Here is a 25,362-nt window from a genome sequence, read left to right on the forward strand (position 1 = left end):
TTTATTTTTTTCCAAATAGACCTCCAAGAAGAGCTCCTAATCCACCTTTTTTCTTTCCACTCCCACTTAGGGCAGACATAGCGTCACTAACGTCTAATTTACCATCACCATTTTGATCTAAAACTGAAGTTAATAATGAGCCTCCCAAAGAACTTCCACCAGATGAATCATTTCCTCCTCCAAGTAATCCTCCTAGAAGTCCACCTAAATCTGGAGTTGTAGATACACCGCTATTTTTTGTTTGTTTTCCTAAATATCCCATAATAATAGGAGCAAGCATTGGTAAGATTTTAGATATAATACTAGAATCTACTCCAGTTTTTGCACTTAAACCTTGAACCATTGTATCTTGTTTGTTGCCAGCAACATGGTTAAGAATTCTATCTCCGTCAGAAAAATCTCCACCATTTAAAAATCCTCCTAGATTATCTAATATACTTCCATCATGTTTGCCACTTGTTAGAGCACTCAACAAACCACTTGCACCTTCGCCTGAAAGTATATTGTTTTGCATTTGACCTAATAAAGCCGGTACACTTGACGAAACTACATCACTAGCTTGAGTAGCATTAATTCCCGTTTTTTCTGAAATGTTACTAACGAGTTGCTTCCCTAAATCGCTATTCAATAAATCTAAAATTCCTGACATAAATAAGTTTTTTAAAAGTTAAAATTTGTTAAATATAAAAAAAATATTAATTATTTTTAAGTAAACTTATTATTTGTTCAGCAAGTTCTGTTCCAATCCTATCTTGTGCTTCGTCTGTTGCAGCACCAATATGTGGCGTTAAAGAAATTTTTGGATGCATTAATATTCTCATTTCTGGAGTTGGTTCTTTTTCAAAAACGTCTAAACCTGCAAATAAGACTTTACCTTCATCTAAGGCTTCTACTAAGGCAACTTCATCAATTACTCCACCTCTTGCAGCATTAATTATTCCAACATTATCTTTCATCATTTTTAATTCATCTTTTCCAATTACATAACCATCTTGAGCTGGAACATGTAAAGTAATAAAATCAGCATGTTTGTATAAATCTTCTAATGGTTCTGTTATAATATCTACATTTATAAATTGACCGTTATAGAAGTCAACACGAATTACAGCTTCACCAACATATTTATCAGTAGCAATAACTTTCATACCTAATCCTAACGCCATTTTAGCTACAGCTTGACCTATTCGTCCAAAACCAATAATACCAAGAGTTTTACCTCTTAATTCCATTCCGTTAGCATAAGCCTTTTTTAATCCATTGAAATTTGTATCTCCCTCAAGAGGCATATTTCTATTAGAATCATGTAAAAAACGTACACCACTAAATAAATGAGCAAAAACTAATTCTGCAACAGATTCAGATGAAGAAGCAGGAGTATTAATTACATGTAAACCTTTACCACGAGCGTAATCGACATCGATATTATCCATACCAACACCACCACGACCAATAATTTTTAAACTTGGACAATTATCAATGATGTCTTTTCTAACTTTTGTTGCACTTCTAACTAAAATTACGTCAACTTTGTTGTTGTTTATATAATTTTCAACTTGTTCTTGAGCTACTTTTGTTGTAATTACTTCGAAACCGGCTTTTTCTAAGGCTTTTACTCCACTATCTGAAATTCCGTCGTTGGCTAATACTTTCATTTTTTATGCTTAATTTATTTCAACATCTTTCGATGCTTATTATTGTTATTATTTTATTTTTCCTTTGGCTAAAGCCGAAAAGCAATGATTATTTATTTAACTGAATACTGCGACTCATTATTGAGCACTTTTCTCTAATTCCTTCATGACGTCAACTAATACTTGAACGCTTTCAATAGGTAAAGCATTGTACATTGAAGCTCTATATCCACCAACAGAACGGTGTCCGTTTATACCAGAAATTCCAGCTGCTTTCCACATAGCATCAAAAATTTCTTGATGTGCTTCATTATTTAAGGTAAAAGTTGCATTCATAGTACTTCTATCTTCGGTAGCAACAACGCCTTTGAAAAGTGGGTTTCTATCAATTTCTGCATACAATAATGCAGCTTTTGCTTCGTTTTCTTTTTCAATTCCAGCAATTCCACCTTTATTTTTTAACCATTGCAAGGTAAGCAAAGATGTATAAACTGCAAAAACTGGAGGTGTGTTATACATACTTTCTTTAGAAATATGTTGTTCATAATTTATTATGCCTGGGATATTTCTTCCAGATTTACCTAAAATTTCTTCTTTAACTACTACCAAAGTTGCTCCAGCTGGACCCATATTTTTTTGAGCTCCTGCATATATGATATCAAATTTTGAAAAATCTAAAGTTCTTGAAAAAATATCTGAACTCATATCACAAACCACAGGAACATTAGTTTCTGGAAATGATTTCATTTGAGTTCCAAATATTGTGTTATTTGATGTACAGTGAAAATAATTAGCATCAGTTGGGATAATATAGTCTTTAGGAATAAAAGTATAATTACTTTCTTTAGAAGAAGCAACTACTAGTGTTTCTCCAAATGGTTTAGCTTCTTTAATTGCTCCACTTGCCCAAGTACCTGTATCTAAATAGGCTGCTTTTCCATCGATTTTCATTAAATTGTAAGGAACCATTAAAAACTCTAAACTTGCACCACCTTGTAAAAATAGCGCTTGGTACCCTTTTCCTTCTAATCCTAATAATTCTAAAGCTAAGGCTCTTGCTTCATCCATTACAGCAACAAAATCCTTACTTCTGTGAGATATTTCTAATATAGATAATCCTGAATTGTTAAAGTTTAATATGGCTTGTGAAGCTTTTTCAAAAACTTCTTGTGGTAAAATACATGGACCAGCACTGTAATTGTGTTTTTTCATTTTTTATGTTGTAAGTAGTTAATTTAACAATGCAAATTTCGGAAAACGAGAATAAAACGAAGGTTTTAATTTAGCAAAAATACCGCTATCTTATTAACAATAACGTTGTAGTTAAGGCAAAAAACAAGTTTTTTATCAATTGTAATTGTTAAATATTATAAAAGTAAATATTTTTAAAACCAAACTTGGACTTCTATCGTAAATGACATTATAACTTAATAAAAAAAAAGAATTATGAAAACTACAAAAATTTTATCAATGGCTTTGATTGCATTCACGTTTATGTCAACAGGAAGTGCATTTGCTCAAAAAGAAAAAACAGTAACGGTAGGTGGTGCACCAATGTATCCCTCAAAGAATATTGTTGAAAATGCAATCAACTCAAAAGATCACACAACTTTGGTAGCCGCTGTAAAAGCCGCAGACTTAGTTGAAACATTAATGTCAGAAGGACCATTCACCGTTTTTGCCCCAACAAATGCAGCGTTTGATAAATTACCAGCCGGAACAGTAGAAGCTTTATTAAAACCAGAAAACAAGAAATTGTTACAAACCGTGTTAACCTACCACGTAGTTGCTGGAAAAATGAATGCAAAAGACCTAATGGCAGCCATCAAAAAAGGAGATGGAAAAGCTACTTTAACTACAGTTAGTGGTGGAACATTAACAGCTTGGATGAAAGGAAAGGATATTTATTTAACAGACGAAAATGGTGCGTCAGCAAAAGTTACTATCTCAGATGTAAACCAATCAAATGGAGTAATTCATGTAATTGATTCAGTGGTTACACCTAAGTCATAAATTTAGTTTAGATTTGTTTTTTGTTAGAGAAGAGCTTTCCGAAAGGAGGCTCTTCTCTTTATTGTAAAAGGTTTAAAAATTCAATAGTATCTACATTATCAGCATAATCCCAAAGCATAGGTTTTTGTGTTTGACCAAAAGCAATACTATTTTCGACTATATTGTTAGAAACGATACATTGAATTTTTTCTTCATCTAATTTTAATCTTGATTTAACTTCATCCAAATCATCATAAAATTCATAAAACACACTTGAAATAGGAGACGAGTAACTTGTATCTTCTTTTAAAGTCAAGAATTCATTGTCCAATAATTTGTATAAACTCATTAGAAAAACTGCTTTGTTGTAATCGTAATTATTAGCATATTTTTCATAGAAAATAACATCTTTATACTCGAAAATTGCTTCAAAAAAATCTTTGAAATTATATCCTTTTGGAACAAATAACTTAGAAACATTTCTACAGCCTAAACCAAAATATCTAAAAATATCTTCCCCTAAGCTAGTCAACTCTTCTTTTGATTCATTTCCTGTTAAAATGGCAACGGAGTTTCTGTTTTTTCTAATAATATTTGGAACTTTTTTAAAATAATAATCAAAATATCTAGATGTATTATTACTTCCAGTGGCAATTACAGCATCAAAACCCTCTAGTTTGCCTTCAACAAAAGTTATTTTTTTCTCAAATCTTTCATCTAAAGCTATTAAGTATTTTGCTAAAAACTTAACTAAATGTTGATCGTTTGAAGATGTTTTTACTAAGACATTATTACCTGTAATTAAAACTGTAAGGAAATCATGAAAACCAACTAATGGGATATTTCCAGCTAAAATTAATCCAATATTTTTTGGATCAGTTTCTTTTAAATCATAAGCCGAAAGCCACTGGCTAAGGTTTTCTTCAGTTAAAGCTTTAGCCCAAGATTGAATGGAAAAATAGACTTGTTCTGGTGTAAACCAACCATTATGTGATTGTGATAAGTGAATCAAATCGACAAAAGCATCAAAAAAAGTATCATTATTTTTTACAGCTTCATTTTTGGTATTTTCATCTAATGTAAACTGATTTAGAAAATTTCCTAATTCAACAAAACTATTTTTTATTTCAATTTTTGACATTTGTAACATTTGTAACTTGTTTTTAAATAGATAACATCGTAATTTTGTGCAAAAATAAGATAATTAGTTCAAAGTCTAAGATCATAATGTCTAAAGTATTTAGCTTTTGACTTACGACTTGACTTTATAACTTTTAAAGTATATAAAATGGCAATTATAATAACAGACGAATGCATTAACTGTGGTGCTTGTGAACCAGAATGTCCAAACACAGCAATTTATGAAGGAGCAGATGATTGGAGATATAAAGACGGTACCAAACTTTCTGGTAAAGTAATATTACCTGATGGAACAGAAGTAGATTCAGATGTTGCTCAAACACCAATTTCTGATGATTTATACTATATTGTTCCCGGAAAATGTACAGAATGTAAAGGTTTTCATGAAGAACCACAATGTGCAGCAGTTTGTCCGGTTGATTGTTGTGTTCCTGATGATGAGCATGTAGAAAGCGAAGAAACGCTATTAAATAGACAAGCATTTTTGCATAATGAATAAAAATAAAAAAAATCCTGAAACTAGTTTCAGGATTTTTTTTTAATACATTTAATATTATTATTTAACCATTATATATTTATTGACAATCAAAACATCATTTTTAGGATCATAAGTTTCTAAAATTAAGTTTCCTTCTTGGTCAAAATAACCGACAGAAACTTTGTTTTTCTCAACATAAATATAATTGTTGTTTGAAGTTTTTCTTAAGATACCCAAATTTTCACCACTTGTATTTTTTAAGTTATACCCAGATTTGTTTACTGCAACTTCATATTTTTTTCCATTTAATTCGTAGTAAGCAGAACGATCTACATCAATAGAGCGCGTTACACCATCTACACTTACTTCAGTAGTAGAAGTTACTTCTACAGGTGTTTGTTTCATTTCTTTGTTTAAGGTATTTTTAGCATCTTTTTCAAATTCAATATTTTGAATTTCTTTTGTTTCTTCCTTTTTTACAATTTTTTTCTCACCATCCGAATCTTTAATGGTTCTAACGGTGGTTTTTTCTTCTGTTTGAACATTTTTGTTCTGAGCAAATCCGTAACTTGTACATAAGATTAAGGATAGTGTTACTATTAAATTTTTCATAATTTTAAATTTTTAGTTAATTACTCTACAAATTTAGTTGGAATTGATTAGTTTGCGTTTTACTATTTTTTAAATTCATTACATAATTACCACTTGGATTGTTAATTACTTGGCTAATTCTTGTTAAAAAATCTTTATTGAAAAGTCTTTGAATTCTATTAATTTAGAATAAATTTGTTGTGAATTTTAAAGTGGTGCAAATTGTATAAACAAGATAAACATATCAAGAAAATTTGCCTTTTATTTTTTCTATTTTTTTCGCTGATGAGTTTTTCTCAAGCAGAAATTACTGTAATTTTAAAAGATGCAGATACAGATTTACCCATTGAAGATGCTGTAATTACTGTGCTTAGAACCAATCAAGGTTTAATAAGTAATTCTGAAGGTGTTTTTCAATTGAGTTTAACAAGACCTTCCTTAATAGAAATTTCTCATACTTCTTATAAAAAACTTCAAATTAAATCGAGTACGCTAATTCAAGATGGAACTAACATCATAACGCTCGAAAAAGAAACCGAATTACTGCAAGAAGTTATTTTAACGGATAAACATCCGCAAGATATCCTTAAAGATTTGATTAAAAATTCAATCAAGAAAATAACTGTTCCAGCTAATTTACGTGTTTTTTCAAGAGAATTTTTTAAAAGAGATAACAAGCATGTTTTTTACAATGATGGAATAGTAAATTTTCAAATTTTAGAGGATAAAAGAACGCTAAAGACTGATATTTTAGTAGAACAAAATCGAACCATTGGTCTTGTTGACGAATTTGATAAAGATCTATTAGGGTATAACCTAAATAACTTAATGGAAAACTATTATCAATTTAAATATTTAGATGAAGTTTTGGATTCAAAAGCTAAGAAACATTATGACTTTCAATTATTGACTTATCCTCAAAATAAAAATTATCTACTTTTAAAAATCAAACCTTATACAACAGTTGATGGTTATATGTCAGAGTACGCTATATTATATGACAGTAAGAAAAAACTAATTTTAGAAGTCAATTCTTTTTTACCAGAAAATAGAGCTGAAAAAACTTCAAAAATATTAGATTTTAAAAACCGAAAAACATATAAATCAAATTTCAGAACTACTTACAGAGTTGAAACTAAAGATTATTATTTAGCCAATTCAAAAGAAGAGATAGGTTTTACAACCGAAAAAAATAAAAAGGAAACGAAGTTTGAAATCAGTAATTATCTTATCATAACTGAGTTTAGGACCAATATTTTCAAATACCAAGAAACAGATATCTTTAAAGAAAAAACGTTATTAAATAAGAAAGATAGTATTCTTACTGAATATTGGGATGTTGATACAGGAGTTTTGTTAACTGAAACCGAAAAAGATATTATTAATAACTTAAGAAAGTAAGTTTACATTTTCTATATTTGCAAACTTTTAAAATCGATTACCCATAACCCATTACCTAAGATATGAAAGCAGGAATTGTAGGATTACCAAACGTAGGAAAATCAACTTTATTCAATTGTTTATCAAACGCAAAAGCGCAAAGTGCTAACTTTCCTTTTTGTACTATTGAACCAAACATTGGAGTAGTAAACGTTCCAGATCCAAGAATTAACAGACTAGAAGAATTGGTTAAACCAGAACGTGTGCAAATGGCAACAGTTGATATCGTAGATATTGCAGGTTTGGTTAAAGGTGCAAGTAAAGGGGAAGGTTTAGGAAATCAATTCTTAGGAAATATTAGAGAATGCAACGCTATTATTCATGTTTTACGTTGTTTTGACAATGATAATATCGTTCACGTTGAAGGAAAAGTAAATCCAGTTAGCGATAAAGAAACTATCGATATTGAGTTGCAATTAAAAGATTTAGAAACTGTTGAAAAACGTTTAGAAAAAACAAATCGCGCAGCCAAAACTGGAAACAAAGAAGCTCAAACCGAAAAAGCTTTACTAGATAGAATTAGAGAAGCTTTGTTGCAAGCAAAATCGGCTCGTACAGTTGTACCTCAAAATGCAGATGAAGAAGCTTTAATGGAAGACTTTCAATTAATTACTTTAAAACCTGTTTTATATGTATGTAATGTAGATGAAGAATCTGCAGTAAAAGGAAACGCATACGTAGAACAAGTTAGAGAATTAGTAAAAGACGAAAATGCAGAAGTAATTATCCTTTCAGTAGGAGCAGAAGCAGATATTACAGAATTAGAAAGTTACGAAGAACGTCAAGTGTTCTTAGAAGATATGGGATTGACTGAACCAGGTTCAGCCGTTTTAATTCGTGCAGCTTATAAATTATTAAACTTACAAACCTATTTTACAGCTGGTGTAAAAGAAGTAAGAGCTTGGACAATTGGAGTAGGAGACACTGCACCACAAGCTGCTGGAGTTATTCATACCGACTTTGAAAAAGGATTCATTCGTGCAGAAGTTATTGCCTTCGAAGATTTTTCATCGTTTGGTTCAGAAGCTAAAGTAAAAGAAGCCGGAAAATTAAGAGTAGAAGGAAAGGAATATATCGTTAAAGATGGTGATGTAATGCATTTCCGTTTTAATGTGTAATTATAGAGAATAGAATATAGAGAATAAAAAATAGAAAAACCTGCGATTTTATTGCAGGTTTTTTTATCTAAATTAAAATAGTTTAAATTTTAAAATGATAATTTAGTATCAGATTAAGTGAATTACGTTTTGTGTTTTTAAAGGTATATGATTCATCTATATTTATATTTTTAATTCCGTAATTGTCTCTCAATTCAATAGATAAGAAATTACTTGGGTTGAATGTATAGTTATATCCAATTCCTAAAACTAAACCATAATCTGCTTTTTTAAACTGATTATTAAAGTCTAAATCACTTTCTTTTCCATCATCAATGTTTTTAACATTGATAAGATGACCTAAATAACCACCAGCATTTACATATAATTTTTTTTCGTAATTCAATAAGTATTTAATCGTTATGGGTATGTTTATGTATTCAAATCGAGTTTGAAATTTATTTTTTGGTGTGGAACTTGAAGCAGAGCTTTGTCCAAAAGGAATTCCAGTTATTCCACCGATTACTCCAGGACCAAAATATTCGTAATATTTTTTTACAGAATTACGTTCATAATTAATATTTGTTGCTAATAATATTCTCTCTGTTAAATGAATATCAAATGAAGTTCCAATTAAAAAGTCCAATTGAGAATCCATGTTTTTGAAATAATCATTTCCTCTGAATTTAGAATAGGTTAATCCAGAATTTAAACCTAAATACATTTCATTTTGACTATACATTGAGGTAATGAAAAAGATTAATGCTATTGTTATTTTTTTAAAATGCATTTTATTTTTAGTTAATATTTTGATACTTTAAATTAAAACACCTGTAAGTAATTTCGTCAAATATAAACAAATTTTAATTTCAATAATCACTTTTCTAGTTTCTTTCTTCTTTTCTCTATTTCCTCTCAAAAATTGTGAATAACATTCTTAATATCTTCTAATTCTAAACCTTTTAAATTCTCTCTATTTCCAGTATATTAGCCTAAATTCTCAAACATCTTATGTCAGATCAAATTCAGTATAACGAAGACAACATACGTTCACTCGATTGGAAAGAGCATATTCGTATGCGACCAGGTATGTATATTGGAAAACTTGGTGATGGTTCGTCTCCAGATGATGGTATATATATCTTAATCAAAGAGGTTATTGACAACTGTATCGATGAATTCGTAATGGGTGCAGGTAAGACAATAGAAGTAACCATAAAAGATAAAATGGTAACGGTTCGTGATTATGGCCGAGGAATTCCTTTAGGGAAAGTAGTTGATGTAGTTTCTAAAATGAATACGGGTGGAAAATACGATTCAAAAGCCTTCAAAAAATCGGTTGGTCTAAATGGAGTTGGTACGAAAGCCGTAAATGCTTTATCAAATTATTTTAGAGTTGAATCAGTAAGAGATAACCAACAAAAAGCAGCTGAATTTTCTGCAGGAAATCTTATCTTAGAAGAAGATGTTCAAGAATCAACTAAACGAAAAGGTACAAAAGTATCTTTCATAGCTGATGAAGCCATTTTTAAAAATTATAAGTTTCGAAATGAGTACATCATTAAGATGCTTAAAAACTACTGTTACCTTAACCGTGGTTTAGCTATTTATTTTAATGGTGAAAAATATTTTTCTGAACACGGACTAAAAGACTTGTTAGAAGAAAACATCGCTGAAGAAGATATGGTTTATCCAATCATTCATTTAGAAGGTGAAGATATCGAAATTGCAGTAACACATAGTAAATCTCAATATTCAGAAGAATACCATTCTTTCGTAAACGGACAAAACACAACACAAGGTGGAACGCATTTAAGTTCTTTTAGAGAAGCAATTGTCAGAAGTATAAAAGAATTCTATAACAAACCATTCGAGGCTTCAGATATTCGTAAATCAATAGTTTCTGCAATAGCAGTTAAAGTTGAAGAACCTGTTTTTGAAAGTCAGACGAAAACTAAATTAGGTTCTACAGATATTGGTCCAAATGGTCCAACAGTAAGAACGTTTATAAACGATTTTATCAAAGTCAAATTTGATAATTATTTACACAAAAATCCTGAAATTGCTGATGCTTTATTGCGTAAGATTCTTCAAGCTGAAAGAGAACGTAAAGAATTATCAGGAATTCGTAAGTTAGCCAAAGACAGAGCAAAGAAGTCAAACCTTCACAATAAAAAATTACGCGATTGTAGAGTGCATTTAATGGATGCGAAAAACCCAAGAAGTTTAGAAAGTACACTTTTTATTACGGAGGGAGATTCTGCATCGGGTTCAATTACTAAAAGTCGTGATGTAAATACTCAAGCGGTTTTTAGTTTACGTGGAAAGCCTTTGAATTCATACGGAATGTCAAAGAAAATTGTATATGAAAATGAAGAATTCAATTTATTACAAGCTGCTTTAAATATCGAAGAATCGATGGAAGATTTGCGTTACAACAATATCGTAATAGCAACGGATGCCGATGTCGATGGAATGCACATTAGATTGTTATTGATTACGTTCTTCTTACAATTCTTTCCAGAGTTGATTAAAGATGGACATTTATATATATTGCAAACACCTTTATTCAGAGTTCGTAATAAAAAAGAAACCATTTATTGCTATAGCGATGAAGAAAAGAAAGCAGCTATTGAAAAGTTAAAACCAAAACCAGAAATAACTCGATTTAAAGGTTTGGGAGAGATTTCGCCCGATGAGTTTAAGTTTTTTATTGGGGAAGATATTAGATTAGATCCAGTCATGTTAGATAAGGCTACATCAATTGAAACGTTACTAGAATTTTACATGGGTAAAAATACACCAGACCGACAAGAGTTTATCATAAACAACTTGAAGGTTGAGTTAGATGTGATTGAAAAAGAGTAGTGTTCAGTGTTCAGTTTTAAGTGAGCAGTGATTTTGAATTTAGATATTAGATACTGAAAATAATTCAGCATAAAAATGAAAGACGAAGACGAAGAAAACATAAACCCAGAAGAAGAGAATCAAGAACAAGAAAACCAAGGTTTTGATGAAATACATACATCAGGACATAATTTCTATGAAAACAACGAAGATCCAGAAGAAACGATTACGAAAGTAACCGGAATGTATAAGGATTGGTTTCTAGATTATGCTTCGTATGTAATTCTAGAACGTGCTGTTCCTGCTATTGAAGATGGTTTTAAACCGGTTCAACGTAGAATTATGCACTCGATGAAAGAGTTAGATGATGGTCGTTACAATAAAGTAGCGAATATCGTTGGACACACCATGCAGTATCATCCTCACGGAGATGCCAGTATTGGTGATGCTATGGTGCAAATCGGTCAGAAGGAATTGATTATCGATATGCAAGGTAACTGGGGAAATATCCTTACAGGTGATTCTGCTGCAGCTTCTCGTTATATTGAAGCTCGAATCTCTAAATTGGGTCACGATATCTTATTTTCTCCAAAAATTACAGAATGGGGAACTTCGTATGATGGTCGTCGTGCTGAACCCGTAAATTTACCGGTTAAGTTCCCATTGCTTTTAGCTCAAGGTGCTGAAGGAATTGCAGTTGGACTTTCCACAAAAGTGTTACCTCATAATTTTGTAGAATTAATAGATTCGTCTATCAAAATACTAAAAGGAAAACCATTTACCTTGTATCCAGATTTTCCAACAGCTGGAATTGCAGATGTTTCAAACTATAACGATGGTCTTCGTGGTGGAAGAGTCCGTGTTCGTGCTAAAATTTCACAATTAGATAAGCAAACTTTAGTTATTACTCAAATTCCGTTTTCTACAAATACTTCTACATTGATTGATAGTATTCTGAAAGCAAATGATAAAGGAAAAATAAAAGTTAAGAAAATTGAAGACAATACAGCTGCTGAGGTTGAAATCTTAATTCACTTAACTCCAGGAATTTCACCAGATAAAATGATTGATGCTTTATACGCTTTTACAGCATGTGAATCGTCAATTGCTCCTTTAGGATGTGTTATTGGAGATAATAAACCAATGTTTATCGGAGTTTCTGAAATGTTGAAAATTTCGACTAACAGAACAGTTCAATTGCTTAAACGCGAATTAGAAATTCAGTTAGATGAATTGGAAAATAAATGGCATTTCTCTACGTTAGAAAAAATATTCATTCGCGAAGAAATGTATATTGATTTCAAACTGTATTCTGATAGAGAATCTTTAAATAAATATTTATATAAGAGTTTTGAGCCTTTCAAAAAAGATTTCGTTAGAGAAATTAATGATGATGATTTGCAGAAATTAACGCAAATTCCAATGATTCGTATTACGCGTTTTGACTCTGATAAAGCTGATGATGTTATTTCGAAGTTAGAAGCCGAAATGGAACGCGTTAAACATGATTTAGATACTATAATTGACTATACAATAGCTTTTTTCCAGATGTTGAAAGACAAGTATGGTAAAGGCAAAGAACGTCAAACCGAGTTAAGAAGTTTTGAAAATATTGAAGCTACAAAAGTGGTTTTAAGAAACACAAAACTTTACGTGAATAAAGAAGAAGGTTTCTTAGGAACAGGTTTAAAGAAAGATGAATATGTAGCGGATTGTTCTGATATTGATGATGTAATTGTGTTCTTGAGAGATGGAAGAATGGTAGTTACAAAAGTTGATGAAAAGAAATTTATTGGAAAAGACATTATTCACATTGCTATTTTTGATAAAAATGATAAGCGTACAATTTATAATGTGATTTATCGTGATGGAAAAAACGGTGCTTCGTTTGTAAAACGTTTTAATGTTTCAAGCATTACTCGTGATAAAGAGTATCATTTATCACAAGAAAAACCAGGGTCACAAATTTTATATTTTTCAGCAAATCCAAATGGTGAAGCCGAAACAATAACGATACTTTTACGCCAAGTAGGTAGTGTTAAAAAACTGAAATGGGATTTAGATTTTACTGATATTTTAATAAAAGGAAGAAGTTCAAAAGGAAATACAGTTACAAAATATCCAATCAAGAAAATTGAATTAAAAGAGAAAGGAATTTCAACATTAAGACCAAGAAAAGTTTGGTTTGATGACACGGTTCAAAGATTAAACGTGGATGGAAGAGGTGAGTTATTAGGTGAATTTAGACCCAATGATAGGTTGTTAATTATAAATCAATCAGGTAAGTTAAAAACTATTATTCCCGAATTGACAACGCACTTTGATTCAGACATGATTGTGATGGAAAAATGGAATCCAAACAAACCAATTTCTGCTATTTATTATGATGGTGAAAAAGAACGTTATTACATAAAACGTTTCTTGGTGGAAAATGAAAATAAGGAAGAAATTTTTATTTCAGAGCACGAAAAGTCTCAATTAGAGATTGTTTCAACCGATTGGAAACCAATGGCTGAGGTAGTTTTTGCCAAAGTTAAAGGAGAACAAAAAGAAACGTTACAAGTTGATATCGAAGATTTCATAGCTTTAAAAGGAATAAAAGCTCAAGGAAATCAATTGACTACGGATAAAGTGAAACAAATCAATTTATTAGAGCCAATTCCTTATGAAGAACCAATTCCTGAAGTTCCTGAAGAAATAGAAGTTGAAGGAGAAGACAATGTGTCTGAGGATATAAAAACTGATTTAGAAGATGATGGTCAAATTACATTATCATTAGATTAAAATAATAAACATTTCTGCTATTTAACTGTTAATAAAACCGCTTAAAATGTTAATAACTGAAAAATAATAGCTGGTTTTATTGACTGTATTTGATAATAAAATAATTAATTTTACTGTTAATAAGTACAATTTTTAAATCTAAATATCATGAAAGGTCTAAAGCTTAAAAATATTTTTTTATTTGTTATTGCTTTTTTTAGTATTTTAACTATAAATGCACAAGATCCTAAATTACAAAAAGAGATTATTAATAAGCTAAACGAAGTTCATAAACCAACTTTTAAAACACGCGATTCTTTAACATCTATTTATAAAGTTATTTATGAAAAGATAAGTTATACAACAGATACAATTATTAAGAATAATTTATTCAAAAAAATTGAAGAATTAGACGTTGTTTCTGATAAAAATACGGCTAAAGAATTAGATAATGAATTTGGTTTTATTAGACAGTTTCCTTCTAATCAAATATCTTTAGATGTTTTGCACTATAAAGTAACAAAACGGGAAGCAACCGATAAGTATGAAGTTTTTAATGCCTTATTTAGTTCGTTATCTTTTGATTTACAAAACAGCCCAAAAGGACTGCAATTAAAAGAACAATTAATTAATTTTAAAAACAGCAATATTGGTAGTGATGCTCCTGATTTTGTTGTTAAAGATATAAGCAATACAACTTTGAGTTTAGCTTCATTTAAGAATAGTAAATATGTCTTATTAACTTTTGGAAATACTACTTCACAGTCCTGTATTGATGAAAATGTTTATTTAAAAGAAGTTTTTCAGAAGTATAATCAAAATGGATTAGAGGTAATAAATATAGCTATTGATGATAATATGGAAGTTTTAAGAAAGTCAATTGTAGCACAAAAAATTGAAATGTTTAAAAATATTCCTTTAATTTCAAATGATGTTCCTTTATTAGAAAGCTATTTTGTTTATTCAATTCCACAGAAAATTCTAATAGATAAAAATGGTGTTATTATTGGTAGATGGCGTGGTTCAAATAGCATTACTAAAAAAGAACTCAATTTAGTTTTGGCTAATTTGTTTAAAGTTGTGGCAAGTTCTAATACTGTTCACTAAAAAAAAAAATAATTAAAAAAAAGCTTCTCAATTACGAGAAGCTTTTTTTTGCTTTATTTTTTCTTTCTCATAGTCATGTTTATAAACTCAACACCTAAAGAGAAAGCAATTGCAAAATATAAATATCCTTTTGGAACCGCACCAACATGTTGACCAGCTAATTCAGCGTTTGATAAATGCATGCTTTCTGTAATTAGCATAAAACCAATTAAGATTAAGAACGCTAATCCTAAGATTTGAATAGATGGATTTTTGTTGACAAAATTTCCAACAGGAACTGCAAAAAGCATCATAATTCCAACTGAAATCACAACTGCAGTAATCATAATAATTAAAGCACCTTCAAGACCATTTGTCATTCCAACAGCAGTTAAAATACTATCTACGGAAAATATTAAATCTATCATTAAGATCTGTATAATAACATTACTAAAAGTTGCTTTCGCAGCAGATTTCAGCGTAATTTCTTCTTCACCTTTATGATCTACCTTTTCATGAATTTCTTTGGTACTTTTATAGATTAAAAATAATCCACCTAATAATAGGATTAAAGCTTGACCAGTGATTTCGGCAGAGAACCACCCAAAATCAAAGCTAAACCAAGGAGCTTTCATAGCAATTAATAACGTAATCCCAAATAAAAGAGCAATTCGCATAAACATCGCTAAAAATAATCCTATTTGTGTAGCTTTTTTTCGTTTTTCTTGGGGTAATTTACCTGTTACAATTGAAATAAAGATGATGTTATCAATACCTAAAATAATCTCTAAAAAAGTCAAGGTTAATAAGGCAATCCAAGCATCTGCATTTAAAAAAACTTCCATTTAATTAAGATTTATTGTTAGTATTGTTTTAATCTAATTTGTAAACGATTCCTTTTTGTTTTATTGCTTCACCTACAAAATTGTATTCAAAAGTATACGAATTTTTTGAAGTAGTCAATATTTTTACTTGAAGTGCTTTTTTTTCTGCCATGTTTTTCGGCTTACTATTTTTTATAATGTATTCGCAATCGTTTGTCCATCGTACATCATATGAGTCAGTTATGCCTTCATAAGTTTCTATTTGAATGGAATCATTACGTTCGAAAGTAGTAATAAATTTTTTTTCATCAACCTCTATTTCCGATTTGAATTTACCTGTTTTAAAATCCTTACAGTTGCGTTCTTGATTGTAACAAGACGTAAGAAGAAAAAGTAAACTGTATAATGTGAATTGTAAATTGTATTTCATAATTGTTTTTTTATTTCTGAAAATCTAAAATCAGAAAATCTGAATATCTTTTTTATTGTAATTTTTTTAATTCGTCATCAGTAAAATGCTTATTACTTTTCTCTTGAGCAAATTTTTCAGCATTGTAATTATTAGATTTATTTTTCGGAATTGTTAAGCTTGTCCATTCATCTTTTTTTAGCATTTTTGCATAAAAAACAATTTGTCCTATGTGATATGGATAATGTGCCAATTGTCTGTTTATTGCATCTAAAGCAGTTTGGCCTTCGTTTCTAATATAAATTATTTGTGAAAGTTGCTCAGGTTTTAATTCTTCAATGGCTTTGAAAAAACAATTCCAGCCTTCATTCCAAATTTTCAAGATTTCTTCTTTTGAATTAACTGTATTTTCAAATTCACTATCACGATTTCTCCATTCTTTTTCTCCATCAGAATTCAAAAAACCGGTCCAACGTGAAAGCATATTTCCCGCCATATGTTTTATTATAGTTGCAATTGAATTGGTATTTTCATTAACCGAAGCAAAAAGTTGTTCTTCTTCTAATTGATCCATTGCTTTTTCAGAAACCGTTTTATAATAAAGCATTTGCTTTTTTACACTAACTAGAAAAATATTATTTATCTCCATCGAAAAGGCTTTTTACAATTGTGGTAACTCCTTTAAACATAAAAAATATAGCTAAAGCACAGCAAAAAACACCAATGCCTAAAACTATTTCATAATAAGGATGATTTTGGTTTTTAAAAGAAGTATTTATAACAACTGGTCCAATAAACAGAAGAGGTAAAGCTCCTGATAAATATTGTATTCCTTTGGCTAGTATTTTTTTGTTTGTTGGCATGTTATAGTAATTAAGGTTTAAAGTTTTCAACCGCTTTTCTAACACTTCCGTATTTTTTAAGCAATATTTCAGCTAATTTGTAATCAACATTAATTTCATCCATAATCATTTTTACACCTCTATCTACAAGCTTGTTGTTGCTTAACTGCATATCAACCATCTTGTTTCCTTTGACTTTCCCTAATTGAATCATAGCTGAAGTAGAAATCATATTCAAAACCAATTTCTGAGCTGTTCCCGCTTTCATTCGGCTGCTTCCTGTCACAAATTCAGGTCCAACAACAACTTCTATTGGAAATTTAGCCACTTTGGATAACGGACTTCCTTCATTACATGTAATACAAGCCGTTGTGATGTTTTTTTCGTTACACTTTTCTAAACCACCAATCACATATGGAGTTGTTCCAGAAGCAGCAATTCCAACTACAATATCTTTGTCAGTAATCATGCATTCATTTAAATCATTCCATGCTTGTTCGGTGTCGTCTTCTGCATTTTCAACAGCTCTTCTGATAGCTACATCACTTCCAGCAATTAATCCAATTACCATATCAAATGGAACACCAAAAGTTGGAGGACATTCAGAGGCATCTAAAATTCCCAATCGTCCAGAAGTTCCTGCTCCAATGTAGAATAAGCGACCTTCTAGTTTCATGTTAGCAACCACTTTTTTGACTAATTTTTCAATTTGTGGCAAAGCTTTTTCAACCGCTAAAGGAACTGTTTTGTCTTCGTTATTTATATTGGAAAGCAATTCTGAAACCGACATTTTTTCTAAATGTTGGTACTTGGAAGCTTGCTCAGTTGTTTTTGTAAAATTCATTTCTGTAAGTTAAAAAGTTTAGAGAAATATTAATTAGTCATTCGTTTTTTAATTTTTTTGGCTAATATTTTTAATGTTTTTGAGGTTGTTTCCATATCATTGCTATATGAAAATCCCCAAATAATAGGATTTCCTGTATTTAAATCAACTATACTATATCTAAAACGCTTATATTTTAAATCAATAAAATCTTTTTGATAATCATAATCAAGTACAATAGAATAAACTGAATTTATATTTTTTATGTTAAATGCTTTTTCAATATCTTTTTCAACAACATTGTTCGCATAATTTAGTCTATTTTCGATTGCATTTTTTGCATTTTCAAATGGAACAACATGTATGCCTTCGTTTTCCAAAAATTGGCTTAAATTTCTAACTGTTCCAATTTTATCTTCTCTATTGGCTATACAAAATGTTGATTCATTATTTAGAATAACACTATGATCAATATTCTTTAAAGTCATTTTAGAGCATGAACTGAAAAGGAAAGTACAAAGTAACAATTTTATCTTATAATTCATGACTTTTACATAAAAACAGCTAAAGTAATTCCTAAAACAATAGCAATTAATTTAGCTAAATTAAATTTATGGCCTTCACTACTTTCGAAAATTATAGTTGATGAAATATGGAATAAAATACCAATTACAATTCCAGAAATTTGAGTGTAATATTCGGTTAAGAAATTTAAATTTGAGGAAATGTAAGTTCCCAAAGGCGTCATAAATGCAAAAACCAACATAAAAAATAGAATTGCTTTTCTATTTAGTTCAGCATTAATAAAAAACAAAGTCAAAATAATCGCAATAGGGAAGTGGTGAATCGCAATTCCGTAAGCTAATTCGTTGTGTTGACTAATTGGCATTCCTTCTAAAAGAGCATGTAAACACAAACTAAAAAACAATAACCAAGGAATCGTATTCATTTTGTCATGACCATGAACGTGACCGTGTTCAGCACCTTTTGAAAAATATTCCAAAATAATTTGAAACACAATTCCAATCATAATAAAAAGACCAATTATACTTGTTCCATGAGAATGACCTTCATGATTGTGACCTTCATGCAAAAGGGCTTCTGCTGCATAAACTTCAGGCAACAAATGCATTACAGTTAAGGATAACAAAAAAGCACCACTAAAAGCTAAAAGTAATTTTAAGTTTTTTTTGTTTTTTGGTTGTATGAAACTTGCAATCAAATAGCCTATAACAACTGATAACAAAGGGAATATATAAATAGAATAGTTCATTATTTAAAAATCATAATTAAACGTTCTGACTTGTTTTTGTAAAAAGGCTGTAATTTGTAATTTCCGAAAATATCTAGTAAATATATTTCAGCTTCTTCCATCATACGTTCAAAATCGGCTAAACGTAAAGCTTGAACTTTTTCTGTGTAATGAAATTTTTCACCATTATCTTCAAAATCTATTTCCTTATAAATATGATTGTCTTTAACATATCTTTTAATGTGAAAATCAATGTTTTCAACCGTTTTTACTTCTTCTGGAACTAAATTTTCAATTACAAAATCAACATTCATAAAGTCAATACAAGCAAAACCATATTCGGTTAAACTGTGCTTTATGGCTTTTAAAGTTGTTAAATTGTCATCATCACTTTCAAAATAACCAAAACTGGTAAATAAATTGAAAATAGCATCATATTTACTATCACAAACATCACGCATATCGTGTACTTTGAAATGTAGTTTTTCATTCTCAGATTTTGAAGCTTCAATAATGCTATTTTCAGATAAATCAGCTCCAGTTACATCATATCCTAAAGAATTTAAATAAACAGAATGACGCCCTTTTCCACAAGCTAAATCTAATATTTTGGCTTCTTCTGGTAAATTTAGGTAATGGGTTAAATTATCCATGAAAACTTGCGCTTCATTGTAATCTCTATCTTTATATAAAATGTGGTAATACTTGGTGTCAAACCATGAAGCAAACCATTTTTCATTCTCTTTATTCGTATTTATTGACATTAATTCTTTTTCCATTGGATTCATCTTGCAAAATTAGTGTATTTTTGCAGAACTTATTCCGATTTTTTGGAATTTGGAATTTTTAAATTTGGAATTTAACAAAGAATGGAAGAAAATTTTAAAATGGTTGCCAAAACCTTATTTGGTTTTGAAGAGCTTTTAGAAAAAGAATTAATACAATTAGGTGCTCAACATGTTAAAGTTGGAACTCGTGTAGTGACTTTTTATGGAGACAAAGGATTTATGTACAAGGCAAATTTAGCTTTGCGTACAGCTTTAAAAGTCCTTAAACCTATAAATGAATTCAAGGCTTTTAATGATAAGTCTTTGTATGATGGAATTCAAAGAATAGATTGGAGTAAATATTTAAGCCAACACCAAACGTTTGTAATTGAAACGACTTTGCATTCAGATCATTTCAATCACAGTCAATTTGTGGCTTTGAAATCAAAAGATGCTATTGTGGATCAATTTAGAGACAAAACAGGAACTCGTCCTGATATTGATAAAGATTTTCCAGATGTAAAAATTCATGTTCATATTGATAGAGACTTAGTAACAGTTTCTTTAGATACTTCAGGTGAATCTTTACACCGAAGAGGTTATAAAACGGCAACAAATATTGCACCTATAAACGAAGTTTTAGCAGCAGGAATGTTGTTGCTATCTGGTTGGGACGGAACATCACATTTTATAGATCCAATGTGTGGAAGTGGAACTATTTTAGCGGAAGCGGCTATGATCGCTTGTAATATTCCAGCAAATATCAATAGAAAAGAATTTGCTTTTGAAAAATGGAGCGATTGGGATAGTGAATTATTTGATAAGATTTTAGAATCATTATTAAAGAAAACACGTGATTTTCATTACACAATAACTGGATATGATAAAGCTCCAAGTGCTGTGATGAAAGCTAAAGATAATATCAAAAATGCTAATTTAGATGAGTTTGTAAAAATTAGAGAAGCTAACTTCTTTGAAACAGAAAAGCAAACAGAAGGACCATTACACATGGTTTTTAATCCACCTTATGGAGAACGTTTGAATATTAAAATGGAGCGTTTTTATAGAGAAATTGGTGATACTTTAAAGAATAATTATTCGAACACAAATGCTTGGTTTATTACAGCTAATTTAGAAGGATTAAAGTTTGTAGGTTTAAGACCTTCAAGAAAAATTAAATTGTTTAATGGAAAATTAGAAACTCGTTTTGTAAAATATGAAATGTATGCAGGAAGCAAGAGAACTAAGTTTCAAGTAGATTAATTTGGATAACGGATTTTCAGATTTTAGATTTTCAAACTGCCTTTTAACCTTTTAAAATTAAAAAAATGAGCAAAAAAACAAAAGCATTTTTATTTAACCTTTTAGGATTTACATTTTTCTACATAATTTCCTATTTTGTAGTAATGACATTTGGTGTTTTACAAGGCCTATGGATTGCAGCTACAAGTTTTGTGATTTCAACTCTTTTGGCTCCAAAATTTCAAACGGTAAAAACTAGTGAAGGAGAAAAATTATTTATGAAATGGATTTTTATAAAAGGATTGAGAGAGATTAAGTAAGCTTATTTAGTTAATGTTTTATCGATTTGTTCAATTATTTGATCGATAGAATTAGTATTAGTGTTAATGCCGGTTTTGTTTTTTCCAAAAGGGCCATATTTTTCAATAGGAGTAACAGCGAAAAGACCAATTACTGGAGTTTTTGTAGCACAGGCTAAATGCATCATTCCACTATCAGCACCGATGAAATATTTTGTATTTGATATAAATGCAGCTATTTCCCTAATGTCTTTGCTGTAATAAGTTGGAGCTTTAAAATTAATTTGTGATACGTTTTCAACAGGTAAAATTTCAACTATATTATAATTTGGAAATTTAATAAGTAGTTTTGAATAAAACTCATTCCACCAATTTTCACTATAACATTTGTCTCCAGTTGCATATGTAAAAATAGATATAGTTTGCTTTTCCTTAAAAGGAACTATTAAATTTAATTTTTCGTTAGCATTTATTATTTCACTTTCGCTTATGCGTAAATTAAGTTCTTTTATTGGTTCTTCATTTATTTTTTCAAGAGAAGAATTATAGATATAATTGCGAAACCTGTAAACAGGTAATTTTGCAAAATGTTTTTGTTTAGCATTAAATTTGATGATATTATCAAATTCGGTCCCATAAAATTTATATTTTGCATTTGAAAGTTCAGTAGCAATCTTACCGGATGATGATTTTGCTTCAATATTTATTGTTAAATCATACCTTTTGAAAATTAATAAAAACCATCTGTATAAGTATTGATGTAATTTTTTAAAATGTTTTTTAGGTAAAACTATATAATTTCTAATAGGTTCATAATTTTGAAAAACAACTTTAGCAACTTCTCCTTTAACAAATAAGTCAATTTTTGCATTAGGAAAAATTTCAATAACTTCCTGAATCATTGGAGTGTACAGTAAAGTATTTCCTAATCTATGATTAGGTCTAATAATTAAAATTCGTTTAATTTTAGAAAGATCATCAATGAATTTTATATCAGAATAATTTCTATGGGAATTACCAATCGAATTAGTTAATAATTTAGTTACTTTCCTTCTAAAAACATTGATCTCTTTGATTATCTTCATTTTATATGTACTAAGTAGGTAAAAATAAAACTTTAGATCTTGATATAAAAATTTAAATGAAAAAATAATATTTTAATAACAAATGTTTATGAAGAAGTTATATTACAATATCAGTTTTTCTTATTTTTTTTATAAATAGGAATCATGTAGCTTAGTGTGTAATTAAATCCAGTTCCAAACTTACCATCATATGTCCTGTTGAAACCTGGAATGAATAAATTATCAAAATTATTTGGCTTTTTATTGGAAACTAAATAGTTTAATCGAACAGAAAATCCAACATATAAATTATTAAAAACTTCTGCTTTTAAACCTCCAACAATTTCTATCCAACTTGCATTTAGACCGTCAAATTTTTCACCAGATTCAAGAGTCGTTAAGCCATAATAATTTGTTGAATCATAAATAGAGTAGGTGTTTAACGTTTGATTAAAAGTACTTACACCATAACGCATTCCTACAAAAATCATGTTTTCCATGTCCAACCAATTTTCGTAAGAATTGTAATCAAAACCAACTTTAAAATAGGTTCCTTTTGTTGTGAAGTTGAATCTGTCATCATCTGAAGTTCTTTCTTCGTTGCCTAATTCTCCAGCCACATAAAACTTTTGCGAAATTCTGTAATCACCTACAAATTCTATTCCTTGATAATCTTTGTCATATAATGATTTTGTTATGCGATGTAAATCAACTCCAACACGAACACCATATTTCTCTTTTATAGTATCGTTTTTTACTTGTGAAAATCCAATAAAAGAAAAACACAGGAAAAGTAAACTAAAAATATATTTTGACATGTGTTTCATCTTCGTTATCTATTATGTTGTTTGCTATTCCTGAAACAAATATCCAATTGTTTGTTGTTGTAAAGCCATCTAATTCATTTAATATAAAATTAGTTTTATAACCACAAGCACGTGAAACGTAGATTTCATTTCTTTCATAATTTATAGTTATATCATCAATTATATCATTTGTAAGATCATTATCATTTCCGTTTAATATAAGTCTAAACGTTGTACTGCTTTCTGTTGTTCTTAAAGGAATACTTAATGTACTTACTGCATTTGAAGTGAGTGTATCTGTAGAATTAATTTCAAAGTACTGAAGATTAGTTAAGTTTTTATTATTGTCACCATTTAGTTTGTCGAAGAACTCAATAACAAGTTTTGGTGTTGTTGGTGTTGTTTCTGCACAAATATCATCTTTTTCGCAATTCCAAAAGGATACCGCTAATAGCAATACTAAAGATGTAATTATATATTTTTTCATATTCAAGTTTAAGTTCAAATTTCAATTGCAAGTTCAAAGTTATTCTTATTAAACCCGAAACAATATTATTTAACGTTTTTCTAAAAGTACAACATTTTCCACATGATGTGTTTGTGGAAACATATCAACTGGTCTAACTCGAGTAACTTTATATTGCTCGTCCATCAAAGCTAAATCTCTAGCCTGTGTTGCACTGTTACAACTTACATAAACCACTTTTTCTGGAGCAATTTTTAAAATCTGAGCCACAACATCTTTATGCATTCCATCTCTCGGTGGATCAGTTATGATAACATCAGGATGACCGTGTTGAGCTATAAATTCGTCATTAAAGACATTTTTCATATCTCCAACATAGAACTCACAATTTGTTATAGTATTGCGTTCAGCATTAGCTTTAGCGTCTAAAATTGCTTCTAGTACAGCTTCAACACCAATTACTTTTTTTGCGTTTTTTGAAACAAATTGAGCAATTGTACCTGTTCCAGTATATAAATCATAAACTAGTTCATTTCCTGTTAAACCAGCAAACTCTCTAGTAATTTTATACAATTCATAAGCTTGTTCAGAATTTGTTTGATAGAAAGATTTAGCATTAATACTAAAATGCAAACCTTCCATTTCTTCTAAAATATATTCGCGACCTTTAAATAATTTCACATCTTGATCGTAAATAGTATCGTTAGGTTTACTATTGATTACATATAATAATGAAGTAATCGTAGGGAAAGTTTCAGCCAAATGATTCATCATCAAATCACGATTTGCTTTATCATCTTCAAAAAACTGAATCAATACCATGATTTCTCCAGTTGAAGCTGTTCTTATCATTAAAGTTCGCAATAAACCTTCATGATTTCTTGGGTTGAAAAAAGTCATGTTATTTGCATTGGCAAAACTTCTAACTTCATTACGAATAGCATTTGAAGGATCTTCTTGCAAATGACATTTTTCAATATCTAAAATCTTATCCCACATTCTTGGAATATGAAATCCTAGTGCATTTTTATTGTCAAATTCTTTTCCAGATTCGATTTCTTCATAAGTCATCCAACGCGAATCTGAAAAGCCGAATTCCATTTTATTTCTATAGAAAAATTGCTTTTCTGAACCTAAAATGGCTTCAAATTCAGGTAATTCAATTTTACCAATACGTTTCAAATTATTAAAAACTTCCTGATTTTTGTAGAAAAGTTGTTGGCTATACTTCATATTTTGCCATTTGCAACCACCACAAACACCGAAATGTTGGCATTCGGGCTCAGTTCTATGTTCAGAATATTTGTGAATTTTTATGGCTTTTCCTTCAAAATAGGCTTTTCTCTTTTTTAGAGTTTGCACATCAACTACATCACCAGGCACAACATTAGGTAAAAATATTACTTGTCCTTCTGGTGCTTTTGCTACTGAAACTCCTTTTGCACCTGCATCAAGAACTTCTACATTTTCGAAAATTACTTTTTCTGTACGTTTTTTTCCCAT

At 29.8% G+C, this 25,362-nt stretch carries 27 protein-coding genes; 9 read left to right on the forward strand and 18 right to left on the reverse strand.

What is annotated here, in order from left to right:
- Position 1: 1 nt before the first annotated feature.
- From G507_RS0104680 to serC, 3 genes are all read right to left on the reverse strand, one after another.
- On the reverse strand, positions 2-649 hold the full coding sequence (locus G507_RS0104680) for a DUF937 domain-containing protein (protein WP_026716397.1): 648 nt from the start codon (positions 647-649) through the stop codon (positions 2-4).
- A 46-nt stretch (positions 650-695) separates the two neighbouring features.
- On the reverse strand, positions 696-1,652 hold the full coding sequence (locus G507_RS0104685) for a D-2-hydroxyacid dehydrogenase (protein ID WP_026716398.1): 957 nt from the start codon (positions 1,650-1,652) through the stop codon (positions 696-698).
- Positions 1,653-1,769: 117 nt separating this feature from the next.
- Entirely contained in the window at positions 1,770-2,843 is a 1,074-nt protein-coding gene (gene serC / locus G507_RS0104690; RefSeq protein WP_026716399.1) for a 3-phosphoserine/phosphohydroxythreonine transaminase, read from the reverse strand.
- Positions 2,844-3,077: 234 nt separating this feature from the next.
- On the opposite strand from serC, the gene G507_RS0104695 reads away from it, so the two are divergent.
- On the forward strand, positions 3,078-3,644 hold the full coding sequence (locus G507_RS0104695; protein WP_026716400.1) for a fasciclin domain-containing protein: 567 nt from the start codon (positions 3,078-3,080) through the stop codon (positions 3,642-3,644).
- A gap of 58 nt (positions 3,645-3,702) precedes the next feature.
- Here the strand turns inward: G507_RS0104695 and G507_RS0104700 are convergent, their stop codons facing one another.
- The gene (locus G507_RS0104700; RefSeq protein WP_026716401.1) at positions 3,703-4,764 is read right to left on the reverse strand and encodes an acyl-CoA reductase; all 1,062 of its coding nucleotides are present in this window, start codon (positions 4,762-4,764) and stop codon (positions 3,703-3,705) included.
- Positions 4,765-4,911: 147 nt separating this feature from the next.
- Between G507_RS0104700 and G507_RS0104705 the strand changes: the two genes are divergently transcribed.
- On the forward strand, positions 4,912-5,262 hold the full coding sequence (locus G507_RS0104705; RefSeq protein ID WP_026716402.1) for a 4Fe-4S dicluster domain-containing protein: 351 nt from the start codon (positions 4,912-4,914) through the stop codon (positions 5,260-5,262).
- Between the two features lie 57 nt (positions 5,263-5,319).
- Here the strand turns inward: G507_RS0104705 and G507_RS0104710 are convergent, their stop codons facing one another.
- A complete protein-coding gene (locus G507_RS0104710; protein WP_026716403.1) occupies positions 5,320-5,853 on the reverse strand; it encodes a hypothetical protein in 534 nt (177 codons plus the stop codon).
- A gap of 264 nt (positions 5,854-6,117) precedes the next feature.
- On the opposite strand from G507_RS0104710, the gene G507_RS0104715 reads away from it, so the two are divergent.
- On the forward strand, positions 6,118-7,233 hold the full coding sequence (locus G507_RS0104715; protein WP_051191490.1) for a hypothetical protein: 1,116 nt from the start codon (positions 6,118-6,120) through the stop codon (positions 7,231-7,233).
- A gap of 62 nt (positions 7,234-7,295) precedes the next feature.
- A complete protein-coding gene (ychF, locus tag G507_RS0104720) occupies positions 7,296-8,390 on the forward strand; it encodes a redox-regulated ATPase YchF (protein ID WP_026716405.1) in 1,095 nt (364 codons plus the stop codon).
- A gap of 82 nt (positions 8,391-8,472) precedes the next feature.
- Here ychF and G507_RS0104725 read toward each other — a convergent pair whose 3' ends face one another.
- Positions 8,473-9,159, reverse strand: coding sequence for an outer membrane beta-barrel protein (locus G507_RS0104725; protein WP_035665620.1), 687 nt, complete (start codon positions 9,157-9,159; stop codon positions 8,473-8,475).
- Positions 9,160-9,380: 221 nt separating this feature from the next.
- Here G507_RS0104725 and G507_RS0104730 point away from each other — a divergent pair, with 221 nt between their 5' ends.
- From G507_RS0104730 to G507_RS0104740, 3 genes are all read left to right on the forward strand, one after another.
- Entirely contained in the window at positions 9,381-11,237 is a 1,857-nt protein-coding gene (locus tag G507_RS0104730; RefSeq protein WP_026716407.1) for a DNA topoisomerase IV subunit B, read from the forward strand.
- 75 nt (positions 11,238-11,312) lie between these two features.
- Complete coding sequence (locus G507_RS0104735) at positions 11,313-14,000, forward strand: DNA gyrase/topoisomerase IV subunit A (protein ID WP_026716408.1); 2,688 nt, start codon at positions 11,313-11,315, stop codon at positions 13,998-14,000.
- Between the two features lie 147 nt (positions 14,001-14,147).
- Positions 14,148-15,086, forward strand: coding sequence for a TlpA family protein disulfide reductase (locus tag G507_RS0104740; protein ID WP_026716409.1), 939 nt, complete (start codon positions 14,148-14,150; stop codon positions 15,084-15,086).
- A 53-nt stretch (positions 15,087-15,139) separates the two neighbouring features.
- Here the strand turns inward: G507_RS0104740 and G507_RS0104745 are convergent, their stop codons facing one another.
- From G507_RS0104745 to G507_RS0104780, 8 genes are all read right to left on the reverse strand, one after another.
- Entirely contained in the window at positions 15,140-15,910 is a 771-nt protein-coding gene (locus G507_RS0104745) for a TerC family protein (RefSeq protein ID WP_026716410.1), read from the reverse strand.
- A gap of 28 nt (positions 15,911-15,938) precedes the next feature.
- Positions 15,939-16,319: a hypothetical protein gene (locus G507_RS0104750; protein ID WP_026716411.1), complete on the reverse strand. Its 381-nt coding sequence runs from the start codon at positions 16,317-16,319 to the stop codon at positions 15,939-15,941.
- A gap of 52 nt (positions 16,320-16,371) precedes the next feature.
- Entirely contained in the window at positions 16,372-16,947 is a 576-nt protein-coding gene (locus tag G507_RS0104755) for a DUF1572 family protein (protein WP_026716412.1), read from the reverse strand.
- The gene (locus G507_RS0104760) at positions 16,934-17,161 is read right to left on the reverse strand and encodes a DUF6095 family protein (protein WP_026716413.1); all 228 of its coding nucleotides are present in this window, start codon (positions 17,159-17,161) and stop codon (positions 16,934-16,936) included. Before G507_RS0104760 ends, G507_RS0104755 begins: the two co-directional genes overlap by 14 nt.
- Positions 17,162-17,171: 10 nt before the next feature.
- Complete coding sequence (murQ, locus tag G507_RS0104765; RefSeq protein WP_026716414.1) at positions 17,172-17,984, reverse strand: N-acetylmuramic acid 6-phosphate etherase; 813 nt, start codon at positions 17,982-17,984, stop codon at positions 17,172-17,174.
- A 29-nt stretch (positions 17,985-18,013) separates the two neighbouring features.
- Positions 18,014-18,451, reverse strand: coding sequence for a hypothetical protein (locus G507_RS0104770; RefSeq protein ID WP_026716415.1), 438 nt, complete (start codon positions 18,449-18,451; stop codon positions 18,014-18,016).
- A 62-nt stretch (positions 18,452-18,513) separates the two neighbouring features.
- A complete protein-coding gene (locus tag G507_RS0104775) occupies positions 18,514-19,236 on the reverse strand; it encodes a ZIP family metal transporter (protein WP_026716416.1) in 723 nt (240 codons plus the stop codon).
- A complete protein-coding gene (locus tag G507_RS0104780; RefSeq protein ID WP_051191491.1) occupies positions 19,236-20,003 on the reverse strand; it encodes a class I SAM-dependent DNA methyltransferase in 768 nt (255 codons plus the stop codon). The genes G507_RS0104775 and G507_RS0104780 overlap by 1 nt, the downstream gene beginning before the upstream one ends.
- 81 nt (positions 20,004-20,084) lie before the next feature.
- On the opposite strand from G507_RS0104780, the gene G507_RS0104785 reads away from it, so the two are divergent.
- Entirely contained in the window at positions 20,085-21,245 is a 1,161-nt protein-coding gene (locus tag G507_RS0104785; protein ID WP_026716418.1) for a THUMP domain-containing class I SAM-dependent RNA methyltransferase, read from the forward strand.
- A gap of 65 nt (positions 21,246-21,310) precedes the next feature.
- Positions 21,311-21,544: a hypothetical protein gene (locus G507_RS0104790; RefSeq protein WP_026716419.1), complete on the forward strand. Its 234-nt coding sequence runs from the start codon at positions 21,311-21,313 to the stop codon at positions 21,542-21,544.
- Positions 21,545-21,546: 2 nt separating this feature from the next.
- Here G507_RS0104790 and G507_RS0104795 read toward each other — a convergent pair whose 3' ends face one another.
- The 4 genes from G507_RS0104795 to rlmD form a co-directional block, all read right to left on the reverse strand.
- Positions 21,547-22,608, reverse strand: coding sequence for a glycosyltransferase family 9 protein (locus G507_RS0104795; protein WP_026716420.1), 1,062 nt, complete (start codon positions 22,606-22,608; stop codon positions 21,547-21,549).
- Positions 22,609-22,718: 110 nt separating this feature from the next.
- On the reverse strand, positions 22,719-23,405 hold the full coding sequence (locus G507_RS0104800; protein WP_084518933.1) for a DUF6048 family protein: 687 nt from the start codon (positions 23,403-23,405) through the stop codon (positions 22,719-22,721).
- Positions 23,386-23,880, reverse strand: coding sequence for a DUF6452 family protein (locus G507_RS0104805; protein ID WP_026716422.1), 495 nt, complete (start codon positions 23,878-23,880; stop codon positions 23,386-23,388). Before G507_RS0104805 ends, G507_RS0104800 begins: the two co-directional genes overlap by 20 nt.
- Positions 23,881-23,949: 69 nt before the next feature.
- Entirely contained in the window at positions 23,950-25,362 is a 1,413-nt protein-coding gene (rlmD, locus tag G507_RS0104810; RefSeq protein WP_026716423.1) for a 23S rRNA (uracil(1939)-C(5))-methyltransferase RlmD, read from the reverse strand.

The organism is Flavobacterium gelidilacus DSM 15343 (assembly GCF_000422685.1).
Classification (GTDB): Bacteria; Bacteroidota; Bacteroidia; order Flavobacteriales; family Flavobacteriaceae; genus Flavobacterium; species Flavobacterium gelidilacus.

Coding starts and splice junctions, on each gene's coding strand:
- G507_RS0104770 (WP_026716415.1), bottom strand. CDS start 18,451: ATGACTTTAAAGAATATTGATCATAGTGTTATTCTAAATAATGAATCA.
- G507_RS0104790 (WP_026716419.1), top strand. CDS start 21,311: ATGAGCAAAAAAACAAAAGCATTTTTATTTAACCTTTTAGGATTTACA.
- G507_RS0104750 (WP_026716411.1), bottom strand. CDS start 16,319: ATGAAATACAATTTACAATTCACATTATACAGTTTACTTTTTCTTCTT.
- G507_RS0104685 (WP_026716398.1), bottom strand. CDS start 1,652: ATGAAAGTATTAGCCAACGACGGAATTTCAGATAGTGGAGTAAAAGCC.
- G507_RS0104700 (WP_026716401.1), bottom strand. CDS start 4,764: ATGTCAAAAATTGAAATAAAAAATAGTTTTGTTGAATTAGGAAATTTT.
- G507_RS0104745 (WP_026716410.1), bottom strand. CDS start 15,910: ATGGAAGTTTTTTTAAATGCAGATGCTTGGATTGCCTTATTAACCTTG.
- G507_RS0104760 (WP_026716413.1), bottom strand. CDS start 17,161: ATGCCAACAAACAAAAAAATACTAGCCAAAGGAATACAATATTTATCA.
- G507_RS0104805 (WP_026716422.1), bottom strand. CDS start 23,880: ATGAAAAAATATATAATTACATCTTTAGTATTGCTATTAGCGGTATCC.
- G507_RS0104715 (WP_051191490.1), top strand. CDS start 6,118: ATGAGTTTTTCTCAAGCAGAAATTACTGTAATTTTAAAAGATGCAGAT.
- ychF (WP_026716405.1), top strand. CDS start 7,296: ATGAAAGCAGGAATTGTAGGATTACCAAACGTAGGAAAATCAACTTTA.
- G507_RS0104725 (WP_035665620.1), bottom strand. CDS start 9,159: ATGCATTTTAAAAAAATAACAATAGCATTAATCTTTTTCATTACCTCA.
- G507_RS0104680 (WP_026716397.1), bottom strand. CDS start 649: ATGTCAGGAATTTTAGATTTATTGAATAGCGATTTAGGGAAGCAACTC.
- G507_RS0104775 (WP_026716416.1), bottom strand. CDS start 19,236: ATGAACTATTCTATTTATATATTCCCTTTGTTATCAGTTGTTATAGGC.
- G507_RS0104705 (WP_026716402.1), top strand. CDS start 4,912: ATGGCAATTATAATAACAGACGAATGCATTAACTGTGGTGCTTGTGAA.
- G507_RS0104740 (WP_026716409.1), top strand. CDS start 14,148: ATGAAAGGTCTAAAGCTTAAAAATATTTTTTTATTTGTTATTGCTTTT.
- G507_RS0104730 (WP_026716407.1), top strand. CDS start 9,381: ATGTCAGATCAAATTCAGTATAACGAAGACAACATACGTTCACTCGAT.
- G507_RS0104780 (WP_051191491.1), bottom strand. CDS start 20,003: ATGAATCCAATGGAAAAAGAATTAATGTCAATAAATACGAATAAAGAG.
- G507_RS0104795 (WP_026716420.1), bottom strand. CDS start 22,608: ATGAAGATAATCAAAGAGATCAATGTTTTTAGAAGGAAAGTAACTAAA.
- G507_RS0104695 (WP_026716400.1), top strand. CDS start 3,078: ATGAAAACTACAAAAATTTTATCAATGGCTTTGATTGCATTCACGTTT.
- rlmD (WP_026716423.1), bottom strand. CDS start 25,362: ATGGGAAAAAAACGTACAGAAAAAGTAATTTTCGAAAATGTAGAAGTT.
- serC (WP_026716399.1), bottom strand. CDS start 2,843: ATGAAAAAACACAATTACAGTGCTGGTCCATGTATTTTACCACAAGAA.
- G507_RS0104710 (WP_026716403.1), bottom strand. CDS start 5,853: ATGAAAAATTTAATAGTAACACTATCCTTAATCTTATGTACAAGTTAC.
- G507_RS0104735 (WP_026716408.1), top strand. CDS start 11,313: ATGAAAGACGAAGACGAAGAAAACATAAACCCAGAAGAAGAGAATCAA.
- G507_RS0104755 (WP_026716412.1), bottom strand. CDS start 16,947: ATGGAGATAAATAATATTTTTCTAGTTAGTGTAAAAAAGCAAATGCTT.
- G507_RS0104785 (WP_026716418.1), top strand. CDS start 20,085: ATGGAAGAAAATTTTAAAATGGTTGCCAAAACCTTATTTGGTTTTGAA.
- murQ (WP_026716414.1), bottom strand. CDS start 17,984: ATGAATTTTACAAAAACAACTGAGCAAGCTTCCAAGTACCAACATTTA.
- G507_RS0104800 (WP_084518933.1), bottom strand. CDS start 23,405: ATGTCAAAATATATTTTTAGTTTACTTTTCCTGTGTTTTTCTTTTATT.